This is a genomic window from Mesorhizobium sp. LSJC269B00 (assembly GCF_000502815.1).
GTDB lineage: Bacteria > Pseudomonadota > Alphaproteobacteria > Rhizobiales > Rhizobiaceae > Mesorhizobium.
This window is the reverse complement of sequence record NZ_AYVN01000032.1, coordinates 1-12,943: the sequence shown is the minus strand read 5'-3', so window position 1 is coordinate 12,943 and position 12,943 is coordinate 1. Positions and strand designations below refer to the sequence as shown.

Sequence of the window (12,943 nt, the reverse complement as noted above, 5' to 3'; positions counted from 1 at the left end):
GGCGGCCGATGCGACGGAGTATTTCCAGATCCCGACCGGACGTGTGGTCGAGATCGGCACGCAGGTGGCGATTTAGGGCATGTCGCGGTTGAGAACAATCGGTGCTGTCACATTGAATGAGCGTTAAGGAAATTCAGGTAGCAGCGCGCCCGGCACTGTAAGTTTCAGCGGCTTGATGCAGCGATAGCTGGCCGGGACGGCTGTCACGCTGTGGCGACACACGCGATTTTGTTCAGATTTGCATGGGGGCATTACGCAGGTCTCGATGTTGAGCCGATGACAGCGCATTGCAGGGAAAGTGAGCAGGTCGGCAATCGGATCATGGATGGAAACGAACCGCTGAAGCTGGCGTGCCGACTTGAAGCGTTTCATGATCCTTTCGCGTCGTCGGGTCGGCTGGTGCGAATTTTCCGCTCGATTATTCAGGCCTGTGTGCGACCGGTGTTCGACGCCGGGCATGAGGTCGCGCATGGCGGCATCATAGGATCGGAGCTTGTCGGTGATCATGATCCGTGGTGTCCGCCCTTGAGCTTTCAGCAACTTGCGCATCAGACGCTTTGCCGCCTTGGCATTTCGGCGGCTTTGTACCAGCACTTCGAGGACGAAGCCGTCCTGATCGACGGCACGCCAGAGCCACTGCTTCTTGCCACTGATAGCCACGACACACTCGTCGAGATGCCATCTGTCGCCCAGGCAGCCGGCTGATATTGATCTCCTGGGCGAAATGCCGTCCGAATTTCTCCGCGCAGCTTCGAACGGTCTGATGCGTGACGATGATGCCGCGGGCCGCCAGCATGTCCTCAACCATGCGCAGGCTGAGCGGAAAGCGAAAGTAGAGCCATACCGCGTGCGCAATGATCTCGGGGGAAAGCGGTGGCGACCATAGAGCGGACCACGAGCAACTTCTGACATGGCCCAATGTAAGCACATCTTCATAAGCTGTCGGTTGACTTTACGGTGCCGCGCCAAGCGAGCAGCATCCGGCCGGCGGGGCCGACCCCGTCTCCCGGCCGTGAGCAGAACGGCATCACGCAGGGGCCGCTTCATCCTCGACGCGGCCAGCCTGCTTTGCCGTTACCGCCGCCGCCGAAAGCGCCAGGCGTTGCCGCCAGGCGCCGGTCCGCCGGCAGCGGTTCGTCTCCACCGATGATCCGATTGCCAACCAATTCCACTTTCCCCCATACCTGCGTAACGCCGCTATGCAAATCTGGACAAAATCGCGTATGTCGCCGCAGCATGACAGCCGTCCCGACCAGCTATCGCTGCATCAAGACGCTGATATCTTTACAGTGCCCGCACGCCTCTCGCGCGCCAACGGCCAGTCGGTGTCGCGAATTGAGGCGCGCTGAAGCCGTCCGGCTCAGCCGATCATGGCGCTTCGGTTGCCGGGTTCGAGGTCGTGGCCTCTGCCGCTGCGCGATTCTAGCAATTGCGCCTTGGAGAGCTCTGCTTCAGCCTCGGCGAGGCATGGCTCGGCTGCGGTTCTCTGCCGCAGAAGGTCCGATTGCGAATTCTTGACGTTGTCACGACGTAGGCGAGCGGCCTTGGCGAACGTCGGATAAGCGAAATGATTGACATCGGAGATGCCGCCCTTCGTTTCCTCGGCGTTTATCTGGAACTCCAGTTCTCGCGCCATGCGTTCGAAATCGGCAATCATGATGTCTAGCTGGTGCAACTGTCGTCGCTTCTCATTCACCTGAAATTGCTTCAGTCGGACCAGATTACCTCGTGGCTTCATGACTCGGTACTCCGGTACCCATTTCGTCCAATCAAACCGCTCTCTCCCCTTGACGTTAGGCCTACAGCGACTCTCACGTTTTCTGCTGCGAGCGGAAACATATTTTCCAAAATCCTTGGCCGATGGCTATGAGTTCAATGCATCGACAAGCATGCGAGCGGGGGACTTAAGGGGCGGTAAAAAAAGGCGGAATAGAGCGATTTTCACAATGTCTGCATATGAACGCGTTGAGACCTGCGGCGGGCTTGACACACAAAGCAATCGTCAAGATTTGCGACATGGACGCCGGGGGGCATGAATACGCCCGCCGTCAGCTACACGCCCCCCGATTTCCGCCGCCTATTATCGCCCACGCGCTCTGGCTTTATTTCCGGTTTCCGCTGAGCCTGCGCCTGGTTGAGGAAATGCTGCTGGAACGCGGCATCGTGGTTTCGTATGAGACAAGTCGCCGGTGGGGCATCTAAGTTCGGGCTGGACTGCGCTCGCTGCTTGCGCCGCAAGCCGCCGTGCCGGAATGATGTCTGGTACCTGAACGAAGTGGTCGTCACCATCGCCCGGCAAAAAGCTTTGGTTGTGGCGCGCCGTCGACCAGGATGGATATGTGCTGGACGAAATCGTGCAAAACCGCCGCAACACCAAGGCCGCCAAGCGCTTGCTGACGCGGCCGTTGAAGAAGCAGGGGCTCGCGCCGAAGCGCATGATCACCGACTAGCGCGCTCGTATGGAGCGGCAAAGCGACAGGTGATGCCGGACGTCAAGCACCGGTCGCACAAGGGGTTGAACAACGGAGCGGAGAATTCCCATGTGCCGCCGCGAAAACGGGAGCGGATGATGCAGAGGTCCGATCGCCGGGAGGCCTGCAACGCTTCGTCTCGACCTTGTCAGCCCTCCGCAACCTCTTCGTCCCGCCCCAAACGTTCTGCTCTCGCCATACATGTTCATCGCCTCAGCGCGATGGCGCTGGTGATATCACGACCCGTTTGTACCGCTCGACCTACGCCACAGGTGCCGACGCTGTGACGAGCTTCGTCGGTCGCGTGTCGAGTGACGGCACCGGGGACAATTATCGTCGACCGCAGTCCATTGCCCAGACCAAGGCGCTTCTCGGCGTCGGCACGATGGCAAATCGCAGCGTCACGATCTCGGCCGCTGCCCCTTCTGGCGGCGTGGACGGTGATTTCTGGGTGCAGCCGTAATGGCCCTTTACGTCAAAGCCTCCGGGGTCTGGGGGGCGGCTAGCGCCGTATGGGTGAAAATCTCAAGCCTCTGGACCAAGGCTCGACAGGTCTATGTGCGCAGCTCGGGCGTCTGGGAGAAAATGTTCCCGATAGATCTGGTCTTCAATGGCACTCACGAAGACTCGACTGCCACGACCGTTTACACCCACACCAGCATTCCGCTTCTTGTCGCGCCACACGCTAATCGTCGTGTCATCGTGACAACTGAGACCACTGACACCGAAAGTGCAGTGACCGTCAACAGTATGACGATTGGGGGTGTGGCTGCCACCCTTCTCGCTCAGGTGGAAAGCATCTTCAATTCTGGTGTGGTCTATCTGTCAGTGTGGTCGGCCCTCGTGCCAACCGGTACGACGGCAACGATCGTGACCACGTATAGTGAGAGCGTGTTCCGTGACTACATGTCGGTCTATACGACCACCAATTGGGATGGTGTGGTGGGCACTGTTGCCTCTGACAACAATTCAACGGGTGGCCTGACAACGACCGTCAGCATTGGTGCCCTGGGCGCAGCGATCGCAATTGCGGGCAACGCCACCAAGGGGGCATCGGCACTGCGACATGGACCGGGCTGACCCAACAGTTCTCAAACACACCAGTCACGAATAGAAACCACAGCGGAGCAATCGCAATAGCTACCGCCGCCCAAGCTGCCCTCACCGTAACCTGTGCCTACAGCACTACTCCAGCAGTTGTCGCACTGCTGGTGGTTCCGCGGTGCGCAACTCCTGACTGGCGACGGCGTCGGCGACATGCCTTACGGACTCGTATTGCCAGAGCTTGTAATCGTCGACAAACCAGCCAAGTCGGCTCTCGATCGCCGTAGCAAGCTCGTTATAGTCGAGGCTGTCGAGGCCGAGATCCCGCATTCTGGTCGTCATCGACACCTCTACTTTTTCGGCAACTAGAGCGTTGAGGGTTTTGAGAACCAGTTGTTCAATTTCAAGTAATGTCATCACTAATACATGCCTTTGCTTGCAGATTCAGGTAAATGCAACCCTGATCGGGGCGCAACCCCCAAAACCAGGTGTGCCGTTGAAACATGTTCTTGTCATTGACGATGATGCCGCAATGCGGCGCCTCATCGCCGATGCATGCCCTGAAGGTAACCGCAGTCCACGATAGCAAGCAGTTTGACTATGTTCTTTCACGTGAGCCAGTCGATCTCGTGGTTGTTGACCTTAACCTAGGCCGGGAGGATGGACTTGCGATCGTCCGCAATCTGGCGACAAAATCGGATGTTCCTATCATAGTGATCAGCGGCGACCGGCTTGATGAGGCGGAAAAAGTGGTTGCACTGGAGCTCGGCGCAACCGATTTCATTCCCAAGCCTTTCGGGATGCGCGAATTCTTGGCCCGCATTCGAGTAGCGCTACGCCAGCGCATTTCTAGTCCGCGAACCAGAGAGCAGCGCTCATTTCGCTTTGGGGCCTGGAAGCTCAGCGTGAAGCAGCGGCGACTGATCTGTGCGGAGCGTGGCGAGGTCAAGCTTACCGCATGTGAGTTCAATCTCTTGATCGCATTTCTGGAGAACCCCCGCAACGTGCTATCCAGAGAACGGCTTTTGCTCGCGAGCCGTGTGCGTGGAGAAGAGGTGTACGATCGAAGTATCGATGTCCTAATCATGCGCTTGCGCCGAAAGCTGGAGGCTGATGCGGCCAACCCTCGCCTGGTCAAAACATCCCGTGGCGCAGGGTACTTCTTCAACGCTGACGTAGATGTTAGCTACGGAGGCACGTTGGCCGCGTGACAGTGAGCTATGCTGGAGATTGGGGTGACGAGGCTGATCAAGCCTTCCAACAGTACCAGCCTGATCAATTACAGCGAGAGCTACCGGTCCGGAGATCGCATCAGCGCCTCTCTGCATATGCACGCGGCCGCCTGAATTGCCGATTTCGCTCAGCTGCTGCTGAATGGCGACGGCTTGCGGCGCATTCAGGGCCCTCTGCGTCTCCGCTGGCCACAACAGCGCTAGTGAATGTTCATTTTTGGGACGACTCACTCGGGTGGCAGGTGGTTGCCCTGGTCAAGCTCATCCGGCGAAGGGCGGATCTGCTGTTGGCTGGCAGCCAAGACTGGGGGCGACGGCCCGAACTCCGGCGTCCCAGAGCTTGCGAAAGACTCCGACACGCTTCTGTTGAGGTCATCCCGTCCATCGGCATCCCTGGGTTGCTGAAAAAAGATGAGGCGGCTTGATGATCCTGCCCTCGCTGAAGCACCTCGCGAGGCCCCCTGTTCCAGCCGCAGAAGCTCCTCTGGATTGGTTGGCGGCTCGTCAGCTCGACCATCGAACAGCGGCCGGAGCGCCTCGGACACGTGCTGCTCAAAGCCCACTCGCCGGGCCTGGCCCNCGCACCTTCCTCAATTTTAATGGTGGCAGACCTTTGATGAGAACAATCTCGTAGTCGTCATCGAGCAGCCGAACCTGTTCGGGACGCAATAGCGGTGCACCTTGATGTGAATTCTGAATGGTCCAGTCGAACGTTCGCGCCTGGCTGTGGGAAATCGATTTGGCTTCAAACGTGTATTCACCGATGGCCTTGGAAATGTAGTTCGGAGTCTCGTCATCAGCCGTGGCCATGAACACTTGCAGTCCGGTATTGCTGAGAAAATTCTGCTTGCCAGCCTCTCCATAAGCCCCCGTCAGTGCCGAAAGGCTTTGGATGATGAGCATGAAACGCCCCTTGTAGCCCGCGATAGTCGTGATTGCGGTCTCGATCGCCTCCAGCTTACCCAGGTGCTTGAACTCATCGAGCAGGAAGAGAACCTCGTGCTTTTCATCCCGGCGGGCCAGCGACCGCTGCAGAATTGAAACGATTTGCTGAAAAAACAAGCGTATCAAAGGCGCGATCACCTCAAGGTCGTTCGGACCAACGCAAAGATAGATGCACGTTCTGCGACGGCGAAGATCATAGACCGAAAAGTCCGAGCGACTTGTGGCCGCCTTTACAGCGGGATCCGCCCACAGGTTGAGCCCGCCATCGCCGAGCACGGAAGTGTAGGAGGTTAGGATTTTCGTATCGTTCCCCGCCATGTCGTCGAAGATGCGTTGTGCCTCTTTGTTCTGAGTCTCCATGGCGAGTCGCGCGAAGAGCTTAAACTTCTCCCCCGGCTGGGCGAAGAGGTCGTAGACGGCGCCGATTGTTGGCGTGCCCCGCTCGATGCAGGCAAGGATTCCCGCGACAAAGATATCTCGCGCGCCGCTGACGAAACCTTCCGCGCCCTCCCCCTTGGCCGTAATCAGGTTTGCGGCCAAGCGGCGGGCCTCGGTGAATTGCTGCTGTGGAGGCAGCGCTATAAGATCCAACAGCGGATTGTAGCAGTTTGTGCGCCGCTCCGAATCCAGCGGCGCGAATTTAAACACGTCGTCACCTGCGGCTTTGCGCGCCCTCGAGGTGAGCTCAAAGAGCTCCCCCTTGACGTCCAGAGCTATCACCGAGCCTTTGAATGTAAGTAGCGTTGGAATGACTATGCCGACGCCCTTGCCAGCGCGGGTCGGTGCAACGATGAGGCTGTGAGGCTGCTCGCCATTGGTCAGGTAGTAGCCAGGCCAGAAAGGGCCACTTGTCTTCCCAAACACCGGCCCTGTCACGCCACGGTATCGTCGCAGATATCCCGTGCGTCGCATTTCATCCACTCGAGCCCAACGAGCCGTCCCGTGGTGTTCGAGCTTGCGGCGCAATACGATCTGCTGAATCAGCAAGACGACCGCGGACGTCGAGAGCACGATAGCCGCGCCCCGATAGAAAACGGGGGTTGCGAAACCCAAATAGAAGGGCGTCTCAAACCAAAAGGCACGGACATCAAACGCCATCAGAGCCTCGCCGCTGCCGCCGTGGCGGAAGGTTGCGTAAAGACTTGCCGCACAGAAGCCCACGGCGAGTGAGCACGCGATGCTAATGGCTATGTTGGGGGGCGTCGTTTTTGTTGAAAGCATTTTTCCATTGCCGGATTAGCCGTAGCTAATGCTGCGCGTGCTTCAGAGACCGAACCGGCGTCGCGCGATGTCGCCGCTCGACAGATCGATGCCGCAGTGGGTGGTGCGATGCTTGCAGCGCATCACCCGGCAGACGTGGTTTACGTCAACGGCCAGCGAATTGGAAACGGCAAGGCCGTAGACGGAATTCGGGAGAGAAAGCGTCACTGTACCATGGCCGAGACATCAACGGCCGGAGCGATCTCTGCTTCGGGTGGCCTCCATTAGGTCCTCTCGGGCGTGATTGTAGGCTTGGCTTATGGACCGCCCGACTTGAGCACCCCGCTGCAGCTGTTCATAGGAGGTTTGCGGGCCTACTGTATCACGGACTGCAGCCTCAATACCTGCTATGTGGCCGTCCAGATTCGCACTCCGTTCCTCTGCTGCATGCTGCGGCGGCGGCATGTGCGGCAAGATGTCTTGCATGCCGGGAAAAACTGAGTGAGCTTGGGCCTGTTGATTTGCGTCTAACTGTTGATACATGTTGAGAATAGCATTGGATGCCATCATCCTGACATTGCCATCCGGATCAGAAGAAGCCAATCCAATGGCCTGATCAAGAATGCGAGATTTGTTTTCGTCAGTAAACTTACTGAAGTGTGGCGCAACGTAATAAGCTCCGAGAGCTTGCGACGGCGGATCCATGTTGCCAATGCGATTAACAATAGCATCTTGCAGCCCTGGCGTTAGGTAATCGCCTAGATTACTGGCCGCTCCGACTTTCTGCAATGCTATGTCATCCGTGCTGTACCCCAATTCGGCTGTTAATGTCGCGGCCAGATTGATGGCTGATCGTCCAAGCCGATTGGTCCGCCTTTCAAATCTCGCGAGGTCAGTTTCTGGCCCGGGTTGAGTGCCCCGAACGGCTGTTCGCTCGTGCGTCCCGAGGCCTTTGAAGCCCCCAAGGTTTCGCGCTGTATCGCGCGGGTTAGCGGTTACCAGCCGTTCTGCAACATCGCTCAATGGCCCCTCTGGAACGTCACGCAGGCTACTGCTCCCCCCGCCTTGAGATGATCTTGCAGCTGCTCGTGCCCGTTTGTTATCGCGATCCATTGCTCGCCTCCAAAGTAGTTATTCTACCCAATGAGGTTACCACCGAAGCTTGACCTGCTAAACCGATATGATGTTACAGTTGTAGTATGGCAAAGGGTTCCCAGCTCTGTGGGTCTGCCAAGTGCCCGTCCAAGCCGAAGAAAATACGATGAAGCTGGCATCAAATGCGATGTGAACTGCCCCGGGCATTCCGGAGGCCGTTTCGTTTGAGTCACGCGGCTATGGCTGGTCCATCCAACATGGCATAGTAGCGTTCCTCGGCTTCGGCCGGCGGGATGTTGCCGATGGGCTCCAGCAGCCGGCGATTGTTGAAGCAGTCGACCCATTCGAGCGTGGCGAACTCGACGGCCTCGAATGAGCGCCAGGGTCCGCGTCGATGGATCACCTCGGCCTTGTAAAGACCGTTGATCGTTTCGGCGAGAGCATTATCGAAAGAGTCGCCGACACTGCCCACTGCGTCGACGCCGGCCTCCGCCAAGCGCTCGGTGTATTGAATGCTGACGTGTTGGGCGGATTCAACCGGTCGTCGCAACACCAAGGGATTGGAGGTTGCAATGACGGTTCACCAACGCGCTTAGATCGGTGCACTCGAAAGAAGCTAGATTCGCCCGGGCGTCCGCCTGCCTGGCAGCGTGAGAATCGCTTCCGGTTCTGGCAAGCTATTGCCTTGGGACGTTCGAGCGAGGAGGCCGCACTGGATGCCTGTATATCAACGCCTCTTGGTCCGCGCTGGTTCGGAGTGCAGGAGGGATGCCGCCAACGCATTTTGCGCCGTGGGCGAAGCCGCCTTCGGGGCGATATCTTTCTTTCGGTAGCGCGAGGATATTGCGCTTGAGCTTGCCAAGGGAATCGGCATCCGGGCCATTGCTCGTAAGCTAGGTCGGCCGCCGAGCACAATCTCGCGGGAGGTCAGGCGCAATGCCGCGACGCGCAGCGGCAATCTGGATTACCGGCCAGTGCCGCCCAATGGCACGCCGATCGTGAGTCCCGGCGGCCTCCTGGCAAGCTGGCGGTCAATCCGGCTCTGCGTGAATGTTGAGGAGCGCTTGGCCGGCAAAGTCACCAATCCCAATGGCGCCTCATTCGAGGGCCCCAAGGTGGGTATGGAAAAAACGACAGAGCCGGAGGTGGTCGGCAGCCTGGAGCCCCGAGCAGATCGCTAAATCGGCTTCAGATCGATTACCCAGAGGATCAAACCATGCGGATCAGCCACGAGACGATCTATCAGTCCTTGTACATTCAAGGACGCGGAGCATTGCGCCGAGGACTTACCGCATGTCTGCGTTCAGGCCGAGCGTTGCGCGTACCGCGCGAACGGGCCCGAGTTCGCAACAAGTCCTTCATTGGAGACGCCCTTATAATAAGCGACCGTCCGGCCGAAATTGCCGATCGGGCTGTCCCCGGACATTGGGAAGGCGACCTCATCCTTGGCCTCGGAGGCTAGGCGATCGGTACGCTCGTGGAACAAAGTTCACGCTTCACAATGCGTGCTTCACCTGCCGCGCATGCATGGCTATCAGCAGAGCCTGCGCATCAAGAACGGTCCACCACTTGCCGGCCACGGCGCTGAAGCAGTCCGCAGAGCCATAGCCCGATCCATGGGCAAACTTCCCGAGCAACTGCGTCAGTCGCTGACTTGGGACCATAGAGCGGAAATGGCGCAGCAGCCGACCTGCGCATCGACACCGGGCTCGAGATTTACTTCTGCGATCCCCAAGCCCGTGGCAACGAGACTCCAACGAAAACACCAACGGCTTGCTGAGACAGTACTTTCCAAAGGGCACGGATCTCAGTCGGCACACAGCCCGGGAACTGGACGCAGTTGCCCATGCTATCAACACAAGACCGCGCAAAACGCTCGGCTGGAAAACACCTGCCGAACTCCTCGACCAGCTCCTTGGGGGACAGTATGATGCCGGTGTTGCGACGATCCGGTTGAATCCGCCTTGGCTGCCTCTATCGCTGTGATGGATGAGCCCGCCTCCCCGCGCGGGCCGCCGATCATGGAGAGCCTGTTCCAGGGCATCGAGAACGAAGGCTGCATGCGCCGTCCGGCTCACCCGCCAGCCGACGATCCGACGGGCATAGGTGTCGACAAAGGCGACATAGACGAAGCCCGTCCAGATTCGCGACGCAGGTGAAGTCGGAGGCCCGCAGCATGTTCGGCGCCGGAGCATGGAACTGGCGGTTGACGTGGTCGAGAGGGCAAGGTGCGGCCTTGTCGCTCACCGTAGTGCGGATCGGCTTGCCGCGGACGATGCCTTCGAGGCCCATGGCCTTCATCAAGCGGGCAACCGTGCAGCGGGCGACCTCGAAGCCCTCGCGACGCAACCGCCGCCAGACCTTGCGAACGCCGTAGACGCGGAAGTTCGCCTCAAACCGTCGGACCTCATCCTTCGAGGCTGTATCCCATCTTGCCCGAGCCGACAGCCGGCAGGGGTCGACGCGCTTGGCGACATGGTCGTGGTAGGTCGACGGGGCGATCGGCAGCACCTTGCAGATCGGCTCAACCCATGCGCCTTGCGGTGATCGTCGATGAACGCGATCGTGGCCTGAACCGGCGGTCGAGCTTCGCCTGGGCAAAATACGCGGAAGCCTTGCTCTCGTTGGCCTGCGAAGCTCGCGGCTCTCGCGTTCCAGAGCCTTCAGTTTCGTCGCAGCATCCGTGGGAACTCCGGCGCGCACGCCGCCGTCACGCTCGGCTTTCTTGCAGCCGATCTTGGCGGCGATCGATGAAACCTCCGCCCACCGCGACGTATGCTCGCGTTCGTGATCCAGAACCAGCCGCATCGCGGGGGGTCCGGACCTCGGGAGAGAACTTGTTGGTCGCCTTGCTTGTCATGGTTTCACCTTCTCAGGAGTTGGAGCCTCCGATCAACCCGCGGCGGTACACAACAAGGGTCACGGATCAATCTGGGCGGGAACCCTAGAGAATCAGCCCTCAGAGCCTTTGGTAATAGACCGACCCCTCGCACCTGTTTGGGCTGGGTGTACAAGTCAGGTTTTCATCAGGTTGGACGAGTATGTCTGGCAGTAGAGCGCGACCACTTCCGTGCCCGCCCGCTCGTCTGGCAGACACACAAAGGAGAAAGATATGCCGTCAGCTACAAGCAGCGCCATCGTTTCCTGCCGCAGATCATCGCCCATCCGGTCTGGCCCTCCTTCAGGTCCCCTTGAGCCTGTGTCTCGTCGAGGAAATGGCCTGGGAGCGGGATCGTGGTTTCGTATGAGACAATCCGCCGGTGCGGCGACAAATGCGGTCCGCATACGGAGCCATTACGTCGCGGCACTTGATATTGCAGTGCAGCAAAGGTAGAGGGCCGCCCCTTATCGGAGTGTCGTCCATGGCCCTTACCAATGCTGGTAGCGAGGCAGAACCCGTCGAACAATCGAGCCGTCCCGAAATCGAACAGGACAGCACCAAGGTGCTGATGCTAGGCGCGCTCGGTGTGGTCTATGGCGACATCGGCACCAGCCCGATCTACGCCTTCCGTGAGGCGCTGGTGGCGTCGTCGGGCGGCAATGTCGCCGAGCGCGGCGATATCCTCGGCGTGCTGTCGCTGATCATCTGGTCGCTGACTATCATCGTCACCATCAAGTACATCATGTTCGTGCTGCGCGCCGATAACGGCGGCGAGGGCGGCGTGCTGTCGCTGATGGCGCTGGCGCGCGGCAGTTTCCCGACCCGCTCGGCGATCATCCTGGCCATCGGTATTGTCGGCGCGTCATTGTTCTTCGGTGACGCCGTCATCACGCCGGCAATCTCGGTGCTTTCGGCGGTTGAAGGCATGAATGTCGTTACCCCGACCTTCCAGCCCTACGTCGTGCCGCTGACGCTGGTCATCCTTGCGATCCTGTTTTCGGTGCAGCGCTTCGGGACCGGCGGTGTGGCGCTGATCTTCGGGCCGATCACGGCGGTCTGGTTCCTGGCTATCGGTCTTTCGGGCTTGAACCACATCATCGCCGATCCCGAAATCCTGTGGGCGGTCAGCCCGCACTACATCGTCGCCTTCCTGATCAATTCGCCCGATGTCGCCTTCGTCACCATCGGCGCCATCTTCCTCGCCGTCACCGGCGCCGAAGCGCTTTATGCCGATCTCGGCCATTTCGGCCGCAAGCCCATCGTGCTCGCCTGGCTGGCCATCGTGTTTCCCTGCCTGCTGCTAAACTATGCCGGGCAGGGCGCTTTCGTGCTGGCGAAGAACGGTCACGTCGGCCATCCATTCTTCGAGATGAACGAAGGCTGGACGCTGATCCCGATGGTGGTATTGGCAACCGCGGCGACGGTNGGCCATCCATTCTTCGAGATGAACGAAGGCTGGACGCTGATCCCGATGGTGGTATTGGCAACCGCGGCGACGGTTATCGCCAGCCAGGCGGTCATCTCCGGCGCCTTCTCGCTGACCCGGCAGGCGGTGCAGCTCAATATGCTTCCGCGCCTCGAAATCCTGCACACGTCGGAACGGCAGTCGGGCCAGATCTACATGCCCCGCGTCAATGTTTTGCTGGCGTTGGCGGTGATGTTGCTGGTCGTCGGTTTCGGCGAATCGAGCAAGCTGGCCTCCGCCTATGGCATCTCGGTGACCGGCAACATGCTGGTGACGACGGTGCTGCTGTTCGTCGTCATGACGCGCATCTGGAAATGGCGGCTGTGGGTGGCCGTCGCCATGACGGCGCTGTTCGGCTTCATCGACATCGGCTTCTTCGCCTCCAACATCGTGAAGGTGTTCGAGGGCGGCTGGGCGTCGCTTGCGGTGGCCTTCACCATCGTTCTGGCGATGTGGACCTGGATACGCGGCAGCCGCTATCTGTTCGACAAGACCCGGCGCAACGAAATCCCGCTCGATTTCCTCGCCGGCAATCTGTTGAAGAAGAAGCCGCAGCTGGTGTCCGGCACCGCCGTGTTCCTGACCAGCGATCCGCAAAGCGCGCCGACAG

The 12,943-nt window shown here is 59.4% G+C and carries 9 protein-coding genes, 7 pseudogenes and 1 other annotated feature; of the genes and pseudogenes, 6 read left to right on the top strand and 10 right to left on the bottom strand.

Features of this window, described 5'->3' with window-relative positions:
* Nucleotides 1–232: 232 nt before the first annotated feature.
* From X771_RS01000000165670 to X771_RS135870, 3 genes and pseudogenes are all read right to left on the bottom strand, one after another.
* A pseudogene (locus X771_RS01000000165670) lies at nucleotides 233–912 on the bottom strand (IS6 family transposase).
* 50 nt (nucleotides 913–962) lie between these two features.
* Nucleotides 963–1,162, bottom strand: a pseudogene (locus X771_RS1000000167765) (DUF1403 family protein); the annotation flags it as partial.
* 198 nt (nucleotides 1,163–1,360) lie between these two features.
* A complete protein-coding gene (locus X771_RS135870) occupies nucleotides 1,361–1,738 on the bottom strand; it encodes a hypothetical protein (protein WP_023690673.1) in 378 nt (125 codons plus the stop codon).
* A gap of 329 nt (nucleotides 1,739–2,067) precedes the next feature.
* Between X771_RS135870 and X771_RS01000000165665 the strand changes: the two are divergent.
* From X771_RS01000000165665 to X771_RS135880, 3 genes and pseudogenes are all read left to right on the top strand, one after another.
* Nucleotides 2,068–2,758 (top strand): annotated as a pseudogene (locus tag X771_RS01000000165665) (IS6 family transposase); the annotation flags it as partial.
* A complete protein-coding gene (locus X771_RS135875; RefSeq protein WP_031194388.1) occupies nucleotides 2,755–2,934 on the top strand; it encodes a hypothetical protein in 180 nt (59 codons plus the stop codon). The pseudogene X771_RS01000000165665 and the gene X771_RS135875, both read left to right, overlap by 4 nt.
* Nucleotides 2,934–3,551 carry a hypothetical protein gene (locus tag X771_RS135880; RefSeq protein WP_023679572.1) on the top strand — a complete coding sequence of 206 codons (618 nt, stop codon included), beginning with the start codon at nucleotides 2,934–2,936 and terminating at the stop codon, nucleotides 3,549–3,551. The genes X771_RS135875 and X771_RS135880 overlap by 1 nt, the downstream gene beginning before the upstream one ends.
* A gap of 105 nt (nucleotides 3,552–3,656) precedes the next feature.
* Here the strand turns inward: X771_RS135880 and X771_RS135885 are convergent, their stop codons facing one another.
* Entirely contained in the window at nucleotides 3,657–3,932 is a 276-nt protein-coding gene (locus X771_RS135885) for an acyl carrier protein (protein ID WP_023690672.1), read from the bottom strand.
* 79 nt (nucleotides 3,933–4,011) lie between these two features.
* Here X771_RS135885 and X771_RS0135610 point away from each other — a divergent pair.
* Nucleotides 4,012–4,726, top strand: a pseudogene (locus tag X771_RS0135610) (winged helix-turn-helix domain-containing protein).
* 573 nt (nucleotides 4,727–5,299) lie between these two features.
* Here X771_RS0135610 and virD4 read toward each other — a convergent pair.
* From virD4 to X771_RS135900, 4 genes and pseudogenes are all read right to left on the bottom strand, one after another.
* Nucleotides 5,300–6,913, bottom strand: coding sequence for a type IV secretion system ATPase VirD4 (virD4, locus tag X771_RS135890; RefSeq protein WP_023690669.1), 1,614 nt, complete (start codon nucleotides 6,911–6,913; stop codon nucleotides 5,300–5,302).
* A gap of 42 nt (nucleotides 6,914–6,955) precedes the next feature.
* Nucleotides 6,956–7,120 (bottom strand): hypothetical protein, encoded by a 165-nt coding sequence (locus X771_RS1000000168595; protein ID WP_023690668.1) that lies wholly within the window; start codon nucleotides 7,118–7,120, stop codon nucleotides 6,956–6,958.
* An 18-nt stretch (nucleotides 7,121–7,138) separates the two neighbouring features.
* On the bottom strand, nucleotides 7,139–7,681 hold the full coding sequence (locus X771_RS1000000169635) for a hypothetical protein (RefSeq protein WP_245261254.1): 543 nt from the start codon (nucleotides 7,679–7,681) through the stop codon (nucleotides 7,139–7,141).
* Between the two features lie 535 nt (nucleotides 7,682–8,216).
* Nucleotides 8,217–8,516: pseudogene (locus tag X771_RS135900) on the bottom strand (integrase core domain-containing protein); the annotation flags it as partial.
* A gap of 30 nt (nucleotides 8,517–8,546) precedes the next feature.
* Between X771_RS135900 and X771_RS1000000167755 the strand changes: the two are divergent.
* Nucleotides 8,547–9,973 (top strand): annotated as a pseudogene (locus X771_RS1000000167755) (IS30 family transposase).
* On the opposite strand, the pseudogene X771_RS1000000167750 reads toward X771_RS1000000167755, so the two are convergent.
* Nucleotides 9,952–10,847 (bottom strand): annotated as a pseudogene (locus X771_RS1000000167750) (IS3 family transposase); the annotation flags it as partial. The pseudogenes X771_RS1000000167755 and X771_RS1000000167750 sit on opposite strands and share 22 nt — an antisense overlap.
* Nucleotides 10,481–10,596: a sequence feature (AL1L pseudoknot), on the bottom strand. (Overlaps the previous pseudogene by 116 nt.)
* A gap of 155 nt (nucleotides 10,848–11,002) precedes the next feature.
* Nucleotides 11,003–11,152 (bottom strand): hypothetical protein, encoded by a 150-nt coding sequence (locus tag X771_RS1000000168590; protein ID WP_023703136.1) that lies wholly within the window; start codon nucleotides 11,150–11,152, stop codon nucleotides 11,003–11,005.
* Between the two features lie 197 nt (nucleotides 11,153–11,349).
* On the opposite strand from X771_RS1000000168590, the gene X771_RS135915 reads away from it, so the two are divergent.
* Nucleotides 11,350–12,943 (top strand): KUP/HAK/KT family potassium transporter (locus X771_RS135915; protein WP_023690662.1); only part of this gene is annotated, 1,594 nt, incomplete at its 3' end.

Excerpts from the sequence above, each read along its gene's own strand:
- X771_RS135885 (WP_023690672.1), bottom strand. The coding sequence starts at position 3,932 with ATGACATTACTTGAAATTGAACAACTGGTTCTCAAAACCCTCAACGCT.
- X771_RS135880 (WP_023679572.1), top strand. The coding sequence starts at position 2,934 with ATGGCCCTTTACGTCAAAGCCTCCGGGGTCTGGGGGGCGGCTAGCGCC.
- X771_RS1000000168590 (WP_023703136.1), bottom strand. The coding sequence starts at position 11,152 with ATGGGCGATGATCTGCGGCAGGAAACGATGGCGCTGCTTGTAGCTGAC.
- X771_RS135870 (WP_023690673.1), bottom strand. The coding sequence starts at position 1,738 with ATGAAGCCACGAGGTAATCTGGTCCGACTGAAGCAATTTCAGGTGAAT.